Raw genomic sequence first — 14,258 nt, 5'->3', positions numbered from 1 at the left:
CCCTCAGCCCTCGTGCCGCCCCGCGTCGGCCGCTCGGGCGATCGCCGTGGCCGCGCCGCCGACGACCGGGTCCCCGTGGCCGAAACATGCCACGTCCGCGTCCAGCGCGGCCAGCCGGCGGCACGCCGCGAGGACCCGGCCGCGGTCCAGGTTGAACACCCCCGGCATCACCGCGCCGTCCACCGGGGAGGCGGCCACCGTGTCCCCCGTGAACAGCACGCCGTGGCGCGGCAGATGGAGCGCGACACTGCCCTCCGTGTGACCGGGGACGTGCACGACGTGCGCCCCGCCCCCGAACTCCAGGACGTCGCCGTCGGTCAGCTCGGTGACCCGCGTCGGACGCGCGAAGCCGCCCTGCGGGAGGTGCGTGACGGCCTCCGCGTGGATCGGCAGCTCCCAGTCCTCGAACACCGGTGACGGGCCCGGCGCCTCACCCCGTACGAACGGGGCGTCCACGCCGTGTGCCAGCACCTCGGCGCCGGTCAGCGCCGCGAACTCGGCCGCCCCGCCCACGTGATCCTCGTGGAAGTGCGTCAGTACGACCCTGCGCACCGAGCGCGGGTCCCGGCCGAGGCCCGCGACCGCCCCGGCGATCCGGGGGCCGGCTCCGGGCGGGCCGGCGTCGATCAGCGTCGACTCGTCGCCGTCCCGCCACAGGTACGCCTGGCCGACCGGGAAACGCAGCAGATGGAGCCGGGGAAGAAGCTCGATGACGTCCATGCGACGAACGTAACCGGCGCTCTGCCCGCAGTGCCGGGCCCTTGGCTGTGGGCAGAGCGGCGCGCCCGGCCCTCTCTTCCGTCCCGGCGCGTCCGTGCCCCCGGGGGGCGCGGAGGTCAGCCCGCCGCGTAGTTGCGCAGGAACAGCGCCTCGGTCACCGACAGGCGCTCCAGCTCCTCGGGTGACACGCTCTCGTTCACCGCGTGGATCTGTGCCTCCGGCTCGCTCAGGCCGATCAGCAGGATCTCCGCGTCCGGATACAGCGAGGCCAGCGTGTTGCACAGCGGGATCGAACCGCCCTGGCCCGCGTACTGCATCTCCTCACCCGGGTACGCCACCGCCATCGCGTCCGCCATCGCCCGGTACGCCGGGCTGGTCGTGTCGGCGCGGAACGCCTGCCCCTGGCCCACCTGCTCCACACGCACCCGTGCGCCCCACGGCGTGTGCGACTCCACGTGCCCCTGAAGCAGCTTCGTCGCCTCCGACGCGTCCACGCCCGGCGGCACCCGCAGGCTGACCAGCGCGCGGGCGCTCGCCTGTACCGACGGCGTGGCGCCCAGCACGGGCGGGCAGTCGATGCCGATGACCGTGACCGCCGGGCGCGCCCAGATCCGGTCGGCGACCGTGCCCGAGCCGATCAGCCCGACGCCGTCCAGCACCTTCGCGTCCTTGCGGAACTGCCCCTCCTCGTACTGCAGCCCCTGCCACGCCGACTCCCCGGCAAGTCCGTCGACGGTCGTCGAACCGTCCTCGGCGCGCAGCGAGTCCAGGACGCGGATCAGCGCCGCCAGCGCGTCGGGCGCCGCGCCGCCGAACTGCCCGGAGTGCAGATTGCCCTCGAGGGTGTCGACCTGCACGCGCACCAGCGTCATACCGCGCAGAGCGGTCGTGACCGTCGGCATCCCCACGCGGAAGTTCCCGGAGTCACCGATGACGATCGCGTCGGCCTTCAGCAGCTCGGGGTGCTGCTCGGCGTACCGCTCGAGGCCGCCCGTGCCCTGCTCCTCCGACCCCTCGGCGATCACCTTGACGTGCACCGGCACGCCGCCGGACGCCTTCAGCGCGCGCAGCGCCAGCAAGTGCATGATGACGCCGCCCTTGCAGTCGGCGGCCCCCCGCCCGTACCAGCGGCCGTCCCGCTCGGTCAGTTCGAAGGGCGGGGAGGACCAGCCCCCCTCGTCCAGCGGCGGCTGCACGTCGTAGTGGGCGTACAGCAGTACGGTCCGGGCGCCCTCCGGGCCGGGCAGACGGCCGTACACCGACTGCGTCCCGTCGGGGGTGTCCAGCAGCGCCACGTCCTCGAAGCCCTCCGCGCGCAGCGCGCCGGCCACCCAGCGCGCGGCGCCCTCGCTCTCGCTCTTCGGGAACTGGTCGAAGTCGGCCACCGACCTGAAGGCCACCAGCTCGGCCAGCTCCTCCCTCGCCTTCGGCATCAGGGAGGCGACGGTCTCGGCGACCGGATTCGACGACATGGGCACGCTCCTCGTGGGTGCGACGTGGGAACAGGGAAACAGGTACGGACGGGTGGCCGCGCGTGGCGCGCGGCGGACACGCTCCCGGGTGGTGGGGGGCGCGCACACGGTCGATACTCCCACAGCGACCTGCGGCGACGGCCGCCGTAGGATGCGGGAGACATGGGGTCCCCCCTGCTCGTGCGAAGCCGGAGCGCGGGGGAGCGGCAGGCGGCTGATCGGGAGCAGTAGAACATCGTGAGCAGCGAGCACTCTTCGGCGGACGGCGTGCAGCAGGTGTGGGACGTCGTCGTGGTGGGCGCGGGACCAGCCGGGGCGTCGGCCGCCTACGCGGCGGCGGTGACGGGGCGGCGCGTGCTGCTGCTGGAGAAAGCCCAGCTTCCCCGCTACAAGACATGCGGCGGCGGCATCATCGGCCCCTCGCGCGACTCCCTGCCACCCGGCTTCGAGCTGCCCTTCCAGGACCGGGTGCACGCGGTGACGTTCTCCAACAACGGCCGCTTCAGCCGCACCCGGCGCTCCCGGCAGATGCTGTTCGGGCTCGTCAACCGGCCCGAGTTCGACCACCAGCTCGTCGAGCACGCGCAGAAGGCGGGCGCCGAGCTGCGTACGGGCGCCACCGTCCAGCGCGTCGAGCAGCACGGCTCGTCCGTCCCCGACCGGCGCACGGTCGCCGTCGTCCTGCAGGGCGGCGAGACGCTGCTGGCGCGGGCGGTCGTCGGCGCGGACGGCAGCGCCAGCCGCATAGGAGCGCACGTCGGCGTGAAACTCGACCAGGTCGACCTCGGCCTGGAGTCCGAGATCCCCGTCCCGGAGACCGTCGCCGAGGACTGGAAAGGACGCGTCCTCATCGACTGGGGGCCCATGCCCGGCAGTTACGGCTGGGTCTTCCCCAAGGGGGACACGCTGACGGTCGGCGTGATCTCGGCCCGCGGCGAGGGCGCCGCCACCAAGCGCTACCTCGAGGACTTCATCGGGCGGCTCGGCCTCGCCGGTTTCGAGCCCAGCATCTCCTCCGGGCACCTGACCCGCTGCCGTGCCGACGACTCCCCGCTGTCGCGCGGCCGGGTGCTGGTGTGCGGGGACGCGGCGGGACTGCTGGAACCGTGGACCCGCGAGGGCATCTCGTTCGCGCTGCGCTCGGGCCGCCTCGCCGGCGAGTGGGCGGTACGGATAGCCGAGGCGCACGACGCGGTGGACGCCCGCCGCCAGGCACTGAACTACGCCTTCGCCGTCCGGGCGGGCCTCGGCGTCGAGATGAGCGTCGGCAAGCGGATGCTGGCCCTGTTCGAGCGGCGCCCCGGGATACTCCACGCCGTGCTGACCGGATTCCGGCCCGCGTGGCGGGCGTTCAAGGACATCACCCGGGGTTCGAACACCCTGGGTGAGCTCGTCCGCAGCCACCCCCTGGCCCAGCGCGCCCTGACGGCGATGGACCGACGGCCGGTGAGCGCGGACCCGGAGCCTGAGCCGGAACCCGAGCAGGAGAGGGAGCCGGTGGGGGAGAAGACGGTGGAGAAGGCCGGGGAGAGGGAGCCGGGCGGGGAGTCCTGAGGAGTCGGGGTACGGGCGCGCCCCGGGTCACAGGCTCCACCGGTCCGGAGGTACGTGGCGCGCGATCCGAGGCCGGGGCGGTGTCCCGGGCCCCGCGCAGCTTTGTTCCCGGGCTCCGCGCAGGGTGGTGTTCCCGGGCTTCGCGCAGGGTGGCGTACTTCCCCGGGAGTACGTGGGGTCACCACGTGTGGGGGACGTCGGTGCCTGTCGGTGGCGTCTAGCGTGGCCGGTATGGATGAACAGGGTGCAGGCGGGGGCGGGGCGCCGCGCCGGTGGCGGCAGGGGCCTTGGGGGTGGAACCGCTGGGGCGACACGCCACACGGCCCGTCATGGCCGTGGCGGAGCACCGCACTGATCACCGTGTTCGTGCTGGCCGGTTCGAACTTCGCCGCGCAGGCACAGGCGGGCGAGCGTGCCGCGCTCGATCCCCTCGCGCGCGTGCTGCTGCTCGTCGCGGGCGTCTCGCTGCTGTGGCGCAAGCGGTATCCGGCGGCCGTGGCGTTCGGCACGGCGGGCGCCGCGTTGGTGTATCTGGGCGCCGGATATCCGTACGGTCCGGTCTTCCTCGCCGTCGCCGTGAGCTGCTTCAGTGCCGTGGTCGCCGGGCATCGGGTGGCCGCCTGGTCGGCGATCGGGATGCTCTGGGCGGGGCACCTGCTGGTGGCGCACTGGCTCTACCGGTGGCTGCCGCCGGCCGGGGACGCGGCTGCCTCCTGGGGTTCGGAAATCGTCGTGGCGACCTGGATGGTGGCGATCGCGGCGCTCTCCGAACTGGGCCGCGCGCGGCGCGAGCAGTGGGCGCGGACACGGGCCGAGCAGGCCCGGGCGGCGCGGCGGCGGGCCGACGAGGAGCGGCTGCGCATCGCCCGCGAACTGCACGACGTCCTCGCGCACAGCATCTCCGTGATCAACGTCCAGGCCGGTGTCGGGCTGGCTCTGCTCGACACCGACCCCGAGCAGGCGCGTTCCGCGCTCACCACCATCAAGGCGGCCAGCAAGGAGGCACTGGGGGAGGTGCGGCAGGTGCTCGACACGCTGCGCACGCCCGGTGACGCGCCGCGCGCACCCGCTCCCGGACTGGGCCGGCTGCCCGAGCTGGTGGCGCAGGCGGCGGGCGCGGGCCTCACGGTCGACGTCACGGGTGAGCCGCCCGGCCTGCCGCCCGGCGCCGACCTCGCCGCCTTCCGCATCGTCCAGGAGGCGCTCACCAACGTCGTACGGCACTCGGGGTCGCGGCACGCGCGGGTGCGGCTCGACCACGACGCGGACGCGCTGCGGCTGTGCGTGGACGACGACGGGCCCGCGACCGTGACGGACGCCGGGGGCGGCGGCAACGGGCTGGCCGGGATGCGGGAGCGGGCCGCCGCGCTCGGTGGCACGATCGAGGCGGGCCCGCGCGCCGACGGCGGTTTCCGGGTGCTCGCGGTACTGCCGCTGAAGGTCAGGGAGGACCGGTGATCCGTGTACTGCTCGCCGACGACCAGTCGCTGGTGCGGGCCGGTTTCCGGGCCCTGCTCGACGCCCAGGCGGACATCGAGGTGGCCGGGGAGGCGGCCGACGGCGAGGAGGCGCTGCGCACGGTGCGCGACCTGCGGCCCGACGTCGTACTGATGGACATCCGCATGCCGGTCATGGACGGACTGGCGGCCACGCGCGGCATTACCGGCGACGACGCGCTGGGCGAGGTCAAGGTGGTCATGCTGACCACCTTCGAGCTGGACGAGTACGTCTTCGAGGCGATCCGCGCCGGCGCCTCCGGCTTCCTGGTGAAGGACACCGAACCCGAGGAACTCCTGCGGGCGGTGCGGGCGGTGGTGCACGGCGACGCGCTGCTCTCGCCCGGGGTGACCCGCCGGCTGATCGCCGAGTTCGCGGCCCGTTCCAAGGAGCCTGCCGCCGCCGGCGCGCTCGTCGCGCTCACCGAGCGGGAACGGGAGGTGATGGCCCTGGTCGGCATCGGCCTGCCCAACGAGGAGATCGCCCGCCGCCTGGTCGTCAGCCCCCTCACCGCGAAGACCCACGTCAGCCGCACGATGGTGAAACTGGGTGCCCGCGACCGGGCCCAACTGGTGGTCATGGCCTACGAGTCGGGGCTGGTACGGCCGGGCTGGCTGGGCTGACCGTTCAGGGGCGGCGGCCGTCGGGCGCCGGAAGCGGACGGGAACACCGACGGCGCGGACGGCGAAGCCGGGCCGGGGCCTCGTCGATGCCGTCCACGGCGAAGTCGGCGGCGACCGCCGTGCCGCTTCTGGGTCCCGGGGCCTCCGCGCCTTCCGCGTCGATGCGGTGCACGGTCGTCTCGTGGGCCTGCCGACGGGTCCAGAAGGCAAGCGGGCCGGGCGAGGGCGCGGGATGGAACGTCCACGCCCGTACGTCGGACGGGGCTCCGGCCAGCGTCCCGACCAGGACGCGGTGACTGTCCCGGTACCAGGTGATCAGCTCGGCGCCGTCCAGCTCCGGGCCGTCCCCGATCTCACAGGGTGCATGTGCCGCTCGGCGACGGAGGACGCGGCCCAGCGGTGTACCGCGCCGGTGTGCCGCAGCAGGTCGCTATCCGCCAGCCGGGGCAGGCCCGGACCTCGGCGCCGGTTCCGGCACGCTCGGCGGCCGCGGCCGGCAACGTGCCTTCCGCGTCGAGGATGTCGAGGAACCGGACCGTCTCCATGTCGACGAGTCTGCCCCACCCGGCGCTCGGGAGGGGAAAGGCCTCCCGGCAGGTGGGTCGGCGAACGTCACGGGGGAAAGGCCCCCGGCAGGTGGTCGGCGAACGCCACCGGGGAGAGGCGGTACGCGGTACGCGCGGCACACGTGTGGGTGCGCACGGCATACGTGGTGATCGTGGGCATGCCGATGGCCGGCGCTCGTGGCGCCGGCCATGGGGTGCGTCATGAGGTGCGTCGGGCGGCTGCCCGGCCGTCTCAGAGAGCGCGGACGCGTGAGGCCTGCGGGCCCTTCGGACCCTGGACGACCTCGAACTCCACGGTCTGGTTCTCCTCGAGACTGCGGAAGCCGTCGCTGTCGATCTCGGAGTAGTGGACGAAGACGTCCGGTCCGTCGGCGCGGGCGATGAAGCCGAAGCCCTTCTCCGCGTTGAACCACTTGACGGTGCCCTGAGTCATTTTCTTGCTCCTTCTGAGGGTGCTGGATACGGGGACCGCACCGTGCGGTGCCCCGGGTCGGCCTGGACGCGACTTCTCCAGTTCCCTGAAGCAAGGCGGCGCCCGCGACGGCGTTCTTCGCGAGCGTGCGGTGAAACACAGACACAAAAACATCGACCGTTCAGTGGAACCAGGCCCCGGAGGGATTCATTCCCGGGGGGTGCGAACGTCTCGGGAGGGACATGAGGGGGCCGGGAAGCGGAGGAGGTGGAGCACCTGGAGGGGGCCCGGACCCGAGGAGGCGGAGGTGCCTGGAGGGGTCCGGGAGACGGCGGGTCGGCTCACTCCGGTGCGAGGGCCTCCGGCGGGACGCCCACCGCCGCGGCCAGCAGCGCGCGTACCTCGTCGACGACACAGGTGTGCACGGGCAGCATCAGGTGGCCGACGTCGTGCACGAGGATGTTGCGTACCAGCAGGTCAGGATGGTCGAGACGGGCCCGGCCGGCGGGGAGGACCGCCTCGTCCAGGTCGCTGTAGAAGGCGACGAACCGGGTGCGGCACCCTGGGCACGGCTCGGCCAGCTCGGCCAGCAGGTCGCTGCCGGGCCGCAGCTGGCGCAGCACGGGGTACGGCGGGGCCAGCAGCGCCATCGCCGTGCCGCTGTGCGGCGTCGCCAGCGTGATCACCAGGGACACGTGGGCGTCGCCGCCGAGCCGCTGCACGTAGTACCGCGCGATCAGCCCGCCCAGGCTGTGCCCCACGAGGCACACGGGGCGCCCGCCCGCCTGCTCCCGGGCCTGTTCGACCTGCTCGGAGAGGGCGCGGGCGGCGGTACGGATGTCCAGGTGGAACGGGCTGTACGTCGCGGTGAGGAACGGGCCCGCGCCGCAGCCGCGCAGCCGGTCCCGTAGCCGGGTGAAGATCGACGCCCGGTCGGACAGACCGTGCACGAAGATCACGGGGAGCCCCGTCACGTCCGGCTCGCACCGCGTGGTCTCCCGCTCCAGGGGGCGCACGGCCGGGCCGCCGAACAGTCCGGCGCACCGCCGTACGCCCCAGACGGCCACCTCCAGCGGGAGCCCGGCCAGCCGCATGCCCGCCCAGCCGGTCTCCAGGACCGCCCCCAGTACGGTGGCGAACCCCGGAACGGAAAGGCGCGGTCGCCTCAACGGCTGCCTCCCGGCATGTCTCGACGCGGCTCACACGGCTCGGTACTTCCGGTACTTCTCGGTACTTCTCGCGGGTACGAGCCTGCGGTCCTGCCGCCTCCGATACGGCCAGTACGGTCGGCACGGTCGTTTTTCGCACGTCCCGGGTACCCCGTCTGATCATCCCGAACCGGCCCGCGCCCGCATACGCCGGACGGCCCCACGACGACGCGACGAGAGCCGCGGGGGAGTCACCGGGGGAGCGGTCCCAGGTTCCCGGCCTGCGGTGCGTCGTACGCCGTGAGCCGGGAACCCGTCGTTCCGGCCCTCTATGTCCCACGGTGAGGAGATGGACGTGACCGAGTCGCAGCACACCCCGCAGGACCCGGTGACGCAGTATCCGCAGCCCGGCTTCCCCGCGCAGGACCAGCCTCACCCGGGCTGGACGGGCCCGATGGACCCGCCGCCCGATCACGGTGAGGACTCCTACCGCGGCTCCGGTCGGCTGGACGACCGCAAGGCCGTCGTCACGGGCGGCGACTCCGGCATCGGCCGGGCGGTGGCCCTGGCCTTCGCCCGCGAGGGCGCCGACGTGCTGTTCACGCACCTCGACGTGGAGGCCGACGAGGCGCGCGAGACGTCCCGGCTGGTCGAGGACGCGGGCCGCAGGGCGGTCGCCGTCTCCTGCGACATCCGCGAGGAGGCCAACTGCCGCGCGCTGATCGACCGGGCGGTCGCGGAGTTCGGCCGCATCGACGTGCTGGTGAACAACGCGGCGTACCAGATGTCGCAGCCGGACGGCATCGAGGCGATCACCACCGAGCAGTTCGACCGCGTCATGCGCACCAACCTGTACGGGATGTTCTGGCTGACGAAGTTCGCGCTCCCGCACATGCACGAGGGCGGCAGCATCATCAATTCCACGTCGGTCCAGGCGTACAAACCCAGTCCGCACCTGCTGGACTACGCGACGACGAAGGGCGCGATCGTCACCTTCACGCAGGGGCTCGCGCAGATGCTCGTGGAGCGCGGCATCCGCGTCAACGCGGTCGCGCCCGGACCGGTGTGGACGCCGCTGATCCCCGCGACGCTCCCGGACACGTCGGAGTTCGGCAAGCAGGCGCCGCTGGGCCGCCCGGCGCAGCCCGCGGAACTCGCCCCCGCGTACGTCTACCTCGCCTCCCAGGAAGCGAGCTTCATCACGGCGGAGATCCTCAACGCCACCGGCGGCACACCACTGCCCTAGGAGGTGTCCGACACGGGTGCGCGGCGGGCCGGCGCCCGGCGAGCACGCCGACGGCCCCGGCCGTACTGGCCAGGCAGACCACTGGCCCGCCTCGAGGGCCGACCCACCAGGCAGGGAGAGACCGATGAACGAGCACACCCCGTCCCAGGCCGAGGGCGAACGCGACGACGATCCGGGCGCCGAGCGCTCCTACGACCCGCCCTGGACGACGCCGTCCCAGGCGGAGGGCGAGAGAGAAGAGGAACCGGACGACTCGGAGGAACGCCCGCTGCCCGGCCCCCCGGACCGGTGACCCGACCGGGGCGGTCGCTGGAGGGGCGGCTATGCCCGCCGCGTCGCCGCCCCGATGGCCGCCGCCACCGCCGCCAGCACCGCCACGCTCGTGAGGGCGGCCGGCAGGGAGATCCCGTCGGCCATGAAGCCGATCGCCGGCGGGCCCAGCAGCATGCCGCCGTAACCGAGGGTGGAGGCGGTCGCGACGCCGCTCGGGCCGGCCAGCGCGCCGGCGCGTTCGACGGCCACCGGGAAGAGGTTGGCGAGGCCGAGCCCCGTGACGGCGTAGCCGAGCAGGGCCGCCCACAGGGTGGGGGCGAGTGATCCGAGCAGCATGCCCGCCGCCGCGAGGGCGCCCCCGGCCACGACGGTGCGGGTCCGCCCGAGGCGCTCCAGGAGGGCTGTGCCGCTGAGGCGGCCCAGCGTCATGGTGAGCGCGAAGCAGGAGTAGCCGGCCGCCGCGAGACCCGGGTGGGCCCGCAGGTCCTCCTCCAGGTGCAGCGCGCCCCAGTCGGCCATGGCGCCTTCGCCGTACGCGGTGCACAGGGCGATCAGTCCGAAGACGGTCACCAGGCCGCGGGTGCGGGCGTCCGGACGGCGTGGCCCCGGCTTCTCCTCGCGGGGCCGGCCGGGAGGCGCCGCGGGTTCGAGACGCAGCAGCGCGGGTCCCGCGACCGCGGTGACGAGCAGTCCGACGGCCGTGAGGCCCAGTAGATGGCGGGTCGGGGAGACGGCGCCCGCGACCAGCCCGCCCAGGCCCGCGCCGACCATGCCGCCCAGGCTGAACGCGGCGTGGAAGCTCGGCATGACAGGCCGTCGCAGCGCGGCCACGAGATCGACGGCGGCGCTGTTGAAGGCGACGTTGACGCCGCCGTACGCGGCCCCGAACAGCAGAAGCACCGCGCCGAGCGTGGACGCGGAGTGGGTGAGCGGGGGCAGCGCCACGCTGAGGGAGAGCAGGACCGCGCAGACCACCGTGACCGGATGGCTGCCGTAGTGGCGGCACAGGCGGCCGGTGAGGGTCATCGTGATGACCGCCCCGGCGGACACCCCGAGCAGTGCGAGGCCCAGCTCGGTGGCGGATGCGTGCGTCTGCTCCTTGACGGCCGGGATGCGGACGACCCATCCGGCGAAGATGAAGCCGTCGAGGGCGAAGAAGGTGGTCAGGACGGCACGGAGGCGGGACAGGTCGGCGGGGCGGCCCGGCACGGCGCTGTGCGGACGGGCTTTGTTTATTGGCGGCACAAAAGCAGGCTAAGTGTGCCCCGGGGGTGGGGCAAGGGCGATCCACCAGGACATGCATCCGGGTTCCGCAGGCTGTTCCCGCGGGCGGTCCGCTCCCATTCGCGCTCCCCGTGCTGCCGCCACGCCGGCGGCTCACCGGAAACGCCGGGGCCGGCCCTCCGTCGGACCGGCCCCGGCGCCCCGGCGCCCGAAGAGCGGGGCGGGGATCAGAGCGCCGGTGTCGCCGGGTACGTCGGGTACTCCACCCCGGAGACGTACTGGACGACCCGGACGACCTGGCAGGAGTAGCCGAACTCGTTGTCGTACCAGAGGTAGAGGATCGCGTTGTCGCCCTCCACCTTGGTGGCGCCGGCGTCGACGATCGACGCCTTGCGCGAGCCGATGAAGTCGCTGGAGACGGCGTCGGGCGCGCTGATGAAGTCGATCTGCCGCTTGAGCGGCGAGGTCAGTGACACGTCGCGCAGGTGGTCGAGGACCTCCTCGCGGGTGGTCTCGCGCGCGAGTTGCAGGTTGAGGATCGCGATCGACACGTCCGGGACGGGGACGCGGATCGAGCTGCCCGTGATCTTCGCCTTCAGGCCGGGCAGCGCCTTGGCGACGGCGGAGGCGGCGCCGGTCTCGGTGATGACCATGTTGAGCGGCGCGGAACGGCCCCGGCGGTCGGACTTGTGGTAGTTGTCCAGCAGGTTCTGGTCGTTGGTGAACGAGTGGACGGTCTCCACGTGGCCGCGCAGCACGCCGTACTCGTCGGCCATCGCTTTCAGCGGCGGGACGATCGCGTTGGTGGTGCAGGACGCGCAGGACAGGATGTTCTCGTCCGGCTTGAGCGTGTCGTGGTTGACGCCGTGCACGATGTTCGGGACGTCGCCCTTGCCCGGTGCGGTCAGGACGACCTTGTCGACGCCGGGACGCAGATGCTTCGACAGGCCTTCGCGGTCGCGCCACTTGCCGGTGTTGTCGATGAGGATGGCGTCCTTGATGCCGTACGCCGTGTAGTCCACCTGGGACGGGTCGTCGGCGTGGATGACGCGGATCTCGTTGCCGTTGGCGACGATCGTGCTGTTGGCCTCGTCCACCGTGATCGTGCCCTGGAACTGGCCGTGCACCGAGTCGCGGCGCAGCAGCGAGGCCCGCTTGACGAGGTCGTCGACGGGCCGGCCGCCGCTGCCTCGCACGACGATGGCACGCAGTCGCAGGCCGTTGCCCGAGCCGGCCTTCTCGATGAGGAGGCGGGCCAGCAGACGCCCTATGCGGCCGAAGCCGTAGAGGACGACGTCGCGCGGCTCGCGGCGCTCGATCTTGTTCGTGCCCGTGGCGCCCGCGACGGCCCCGGCCGTGAACTCCTCGACGCTCAGGCCCCGGTCGTCGGCCTTGTAGGTCGCGGCCAGCATGCCGATGTCGATCTGGGACGGGCCGAGGTCGAGGGCGGTGAGCGCCTTCAGGAACGGCAGGGTCTCGGTGACCGAGAGCTCCTGGCCCGCGATCTGCCGGGCGAACCGGTGGGTCTTGAGGATGCTGACCACCGACTTGTTCACCAGGGAGCGGCTGTGGAGGAGGACGGTGACGTCCCGCTCCCGGTGCAGCTTCCCGATGAGCGGGATCATCGACTCCGCGATCTCCTCGCGGTTCTTCCAGTTGGTGAACGAGTCCACGGTGGCAGTCACAGGTTCATCTTTCGAGCTAGGCGGTGCTCATATGTTAATCACCTGCCATTCTTGCCGATCACGTGGGTCCCTCTGCGCTCAGGTGTGAGCGCGTGCTGCCGGGATGCACGGGGGCGCTGTCGCTGCCCGCCGCGCCGAGGCGGCGCGAACGGTGGCCGCAGCCGTGCGCGCGGAGCCCGCTTTCGTAGCCGCAGCCGGTCGTGGACCGGGTCAGGCGTGTGCGTCGCGGCCCCGCATGTCGTCCCAGTAGGTGGCGTCGTCGGCGCTGTGATGTTCGCGTTCCCTCTTGCGGCGCCGGTGCGTCCGGGCCGCCGACATCAGAGCCAGCCCCAGGCAGAAGATCAGCGCCAGCGCGAGGCCGGAGCAGAACACGGCCAGCGTGTTCATGGTCGCGAGCTTCTCGCTCAGGATGGACACGGTGTACTCGGGACCGCCCGACAGGTTGTCGGCGATCAGCAGGACGGTGAAGGCGGCCGAGCCCGCGAGGAGCAGCAGTCCGAGGATCAGCATCCGAGTCATCTCCCCTGGTAGTCGTGCCGTGCCCGGGTACCCGAGGCCATCCGCGCCTACCGCGTCAACCGCCCGCGGAGGCCGGCGGCGCCGCACGCCGGGGAGGCCGGCGGCAGAGTGGCTTGGAGGCGGACGGCGGCGATCCGGTTCGGGCTGCGCGGGTACCCGGCACGACGGAGTTCCAGACAGCGGCTCACGCAGCCGAACGGTCCGAGGAAACGGGTGATGCTCATGATCTCCGAGATGGTGTCGGTGCCCGCCGGCCGCGTGACGCTCGGAGGCGATCTCGTCGTCCCGGCGCAGGCGCGGGCGATGATCCTGATCGCGCACGGCACCGACAGCTCTCGCCGGAGTCCGGGAAGTCGTTCGGTCACCGCCGCACTGCACCGGGCCGGCTTCGGCACGCTCGCACTCGACCTGCTCAGCGAGGCCGAGGACCGTGGTGTCTCCCCGGACGGCGATCAGCGTTTCGACGTGCGCCTGCTGGGCCGCCGTACCGCCGCCGGCAGCGACTGGCTCAAGGCCCAGCCCGAGACGCGGGGGCTTCCCATCGCCCTGTTCGGTACCGGCGTGGAGTCGGCGGCCGTGCTGGAGGCCGCCGCGGAACTGCCCGACGAGGCGCTGACCGCCGTGGTGTGGGGCGCCCGCCCCGACCTGGCCGGCGACGCGCTCCGCAGGATCCGGGTGCCGGTGCTGTTCCTCGCGGGCGGCCGGGACCCCGGGATGCTGCGGCTCGACCAGCAGGCCGCGGAGCAGATCCCGGCGGTCAGCGCCGTCCGCGTCGTGCAGGACGCCGGGCCTCTGTTCGACGAGCCCGGCTCGCTGGACGAGATGGTCGCCCTGGCCACGGCCTGGTGCGACGAACGGCTGCGGACCATGGCCGCGGCCGGTACGGACCCCGGCCCTGTCCGCTGAGGCGCGGGGCGTCGGAAAGGGCCGGCAGTCGGCGCGGGCCTCGGCCCGGCCGCTGGGGCGCGCGGCGCTGAGACATGGCTGGCGCTGGCGCGAACCCCGGCCCTGTCGGCGCTGCGGCGCGGGGCGCCGCGACACTGACGCAGTCGGCACGGGCCGTCCGCCGACGCGCGGGGCGCCGACGGACGGGCCGTGCGGCCGAGGGCCGGGACAACGGAAAGCCGGGAGAGCGAAGGGTGCGGGATGCCCCAGGACCCGGGTGAGCGAAGGTTCGGGGCGACGCAGGACCCGGGAGGGCGAAGGGTTCGGGATGACGCAGGACCCGGGAGGGCGAAGGGTTCGGGATGACGCAGGACCCGGGAGAGCGAAGGGCTCGGGAGAGCGCCGGGCCCGGGATGACGGAGGACCGCGGGAAG

General features: G+C 73.2%; 13 protein-coding genes and 1 pseudogene. 6 read left to right on the top strand and 8 right to left on the bottom strand.

The window, feature by feature from the left end; all coding sequences use genetic code 11:
* Positions 1–3: 3 nt before the first annotated feature.
* Positions 4–720, bottom strand: coding sequence for an MBL fold metallo-hydrolase (locus ABZ354_RS22585; RefSeq protein ID WP_358659416.1), 717 nt, complete (start codon positions 718–720; stop codon positions 4–6).
* A gap of 116 nt (positions 721–836) precedes the next feature.
* Complete coding sequence (locus ABZ354_RS22580; RefSeq protein ID WP_358659414.1) at positions 837–2,192, bottom strand: dipeptidase; 1,356 nt, start codon at positions 2,190–2,192, stop codon at positions 837–839.
* Positions 2,193–2,429: 237 nt separating this feature from the next.
* Here ABZ354_RS22580 and ABZ354_RS22575 point away from each other — a divergent pair, with 237 nt between their 5' ends.
* The 3 genes from ABZ354_RS22575 to ABZ354_RS22565 all read left to right on the top strand — a co-directional run bounded on the left by ABZ354_RS22575 (position 2,430) and on the right by ABZ354_RS22565 (position 5,866).
* A complete protein-coding gene (locus ABZ354_RS22575; protein ID WP_358659412.1) occupies positions 2,430–3,746 on the top strand; it encodes a geranylgeranyl reductase family protein in 1,317 nt (438 codons plus the stop codon).
* Positions 3,747–3,977: 231 nt separating this feature from the next.
* A complete protein-coding gene (locus ABZ354_RS22570; protein WP_358659410.1) occupies positions 3,978–5,204 on the top strand; it encodes a sensor histidine kinase in 1,227 nt (408 codons plus the stop codon).
* A complete protein-coding gene (locus tag ABZ354_RS22565) occupies positions 5,201–5,866 on the top strand; it encodes a response regulator transcription factor (RefSeq protein WP_358659408.1) in 666 nt (221 codons plus the stop codon). The genes ABZ354_RS22570 and ABZ354_RS22565 overlap by 4 nt, the downstream gene beginning before the upstream one ends.
* Before the next feature lie 79 nt (positions 5,867–5,945).
* Here ABZ354_RS22565 and ABZ354_RS22560 read toward each other — a convergent pair.
* The 3 genes and pseudogenes from ABZ354_RS22560 to ABZ354_RS22550 form a co-directional block, all read right to left on the bottom strand.
* Positions 5,946–6,411: pseudogene (locus ABZ354_RS22560) on the bottom strand (maleylpyruvate isomerase N-terminal domain-containing protein); the annotation flags it as partial.
* Positions 6,412–6,664: 253 nt separating this feature from the next.
* Complete coding sequence (locus ABZ354_RS22555; RefSeq protein ID WP_358659406.1) at positions 6,665–6,865, bottom strand: cold-shock protein; 201 nt, start codon at positions 6,863–6,865, stop codon at positions 6,665–6,667.
* 320 nt (positions 6,866–7,185) lie between these two features.
* The gene (locus tag ABZ354_RS22550; RefSeq protein ID WP_358659404.1) at positions 7,186–8,013 is read right to left on the bottom strand and encodes an alpha/beta fold hydrolase; all 828 of its coding nucleotides are present in this window, start codon (positions 8,011–8,013) and stop codon (positions 7,186–7,188) included.
* 334 nt (positions 8,014–8,347) lie between these two features.
* Between ABZ354_RS22550 and ABZ354_RS22545 the strand changes: the two genes are divergently transcribed.
* Both ABZ354_RS22545 and ABZ354_RS22540 read left to right on the top strand, forming a co-directional pair.
* Positions 8,348–9,238 (top strand): SDR family oxidoreductase, encoded by an 891-nt coding sequence (locus tag ABZ354_RS22545; protein WP_358659403.1) that lies wholly within the window; start codon positions 8,348–8,350, stop codon positions 9,236–9,238.
* Positions 9,239–9,362: 124 nt separating this feature from the next.
* Positions 9,363–9,530: a hypothetical protein gene (locus ABZ354_RS22540; RefSeq protein ID WP_358659402.1), complete on the top strand. Its 168-nt coding sequence runs from the start codon at positions 9,363–9,365 to the stop codon at positions 9,528–9,530.
* A gap of 29 nt (positions 9,531–9,559) precedes the next feature.
* Here the strand turns inward: ABZ354_RS22540 and ABZ354_RS22535 are convergent, their stop codons facing one another.
* From ABZ354_RS22535 to ABZ354_RS22525, 3 genes are all read right to left on the bottom strand, one after another.
* A complete protein-coding gene (locus tag ABZ354_RS22535; protein ID WP_358659474.1) occupies positions 9,560–10,720 on the bottom strand; it encodes an MFS transporter in 1,161 nt (386 codons plus the stop codon).
* 242 nt (positions 10,721–10,962) lie between these two features.
* A complete protein-coding gene (locus ABZ354_RS22530; protein WP_358659400.1) occupies positions 10,963–12,420 on the bottom strand; it encodes a glyceraldehyde-3-phosphate dehydrogenase in 1,458 nt (485 codons plus the stop codon).
* A 210-nt stretch (positions 12,421–12,630) separates the two neighbouring features.
* The gene (locus ABZ354_RS22525) at positions 12,631–12,930 is read right to left on the bottom strand and encodes a hypothetical protein (protein WP_358659398.1); all 300 of its coding nucleotides are present in this window, start codon (positions 12,928–12,930) and stop codon (positions 12,631–12,633) included.
* 225 nt (positions 12,931–13,155) lie between these two features.
* Here ABZ354_RS22525 and ABZ354_RS22520 point away from each other — a divergent pair, with 225 nt between their 5' ends.
* Positions 13,156–13,845: a hydrolase gene (locus ABZ354_RS22520; RefSeq protein WP_358659396.1), complete on the top strand. Its 690-nt coding sequence runs from the start codon at positions 13,156–13,158 to the stop codon at positions 13,843–13,845.
* The last annotated feature ends 413 nt before the right edge of the window (positions 13,846–14,258 follow it).

Source organism: Streptomyces sp. NPDC005925 (genome assembly GCF_040638805.1).
Taxonomy (GTDB): domain Bacteria; phylum Actinomycetota; class Actinomycetes; order Streptomycetales; family Streptomycetaceae; genus Streptomyces.
This window is presented reverse-complemented; position numbering and strand designations above follow the sequence as displayed.

What these genes read in the sequence shown, in the direction of transcription:
- ABZ354_RS22540 (WP_358659402.1), top strand. Translation starts at nt 9,363, where the DNA reads ATGAACGAGCACACCCCGTCCCAGGCCGAGGGCGAACGCGACGACGAT.
- ABZ354_RS22570 (WP_358659410.1), top strand. Translation starts at nt 3,978, where the DNA reads ATGGATGAACAGGGTGCAGGCGGGGGCGGGGCGCCGCGCCGGTGGCGG.
- ABZ354_RS22525 (WP_358659398.1), bottom strand. Translation starts at nt 12,930, where the DNA reads ATGCTGATCCTCGGACTGCTGCTCCTCGCGGGCTCGGCCGCCTTCACC.
- ABZ354_RS22580 (WP_358659414.1), bottom strand. Translation starts at nt 2,192, where the DNA reads ATGTCGTCGAATCCGGTCGCCGAGACCGTCGCCTCCCTGATGCCGAAG.
- ABZ354_RS22555 (WP_358659406.1), bottom strand. Translation starts at nt 6,865, where the DNA reads ATGACTCAGGGCACCGTCAAGTGGTTCAACGCGGAGAAGGGCTTCGGC.
- ABZ354_RS22520 (WP_358659396.1), top strand. Translation starts at nt 13,156, where the DNA reads ATGCTCATGATCTCCGAGATGGTGTCGGTGCCCGCCGGCCGCGTGACG.
- ABZ354_RS22585 (WP_358659416.1), bottom strand. Translation starts at nt 720, where the DNA reads ATGGACGTCATCGAGCTTCTTCCCCGGCTCCATCTGCTGCGTTTCCCG.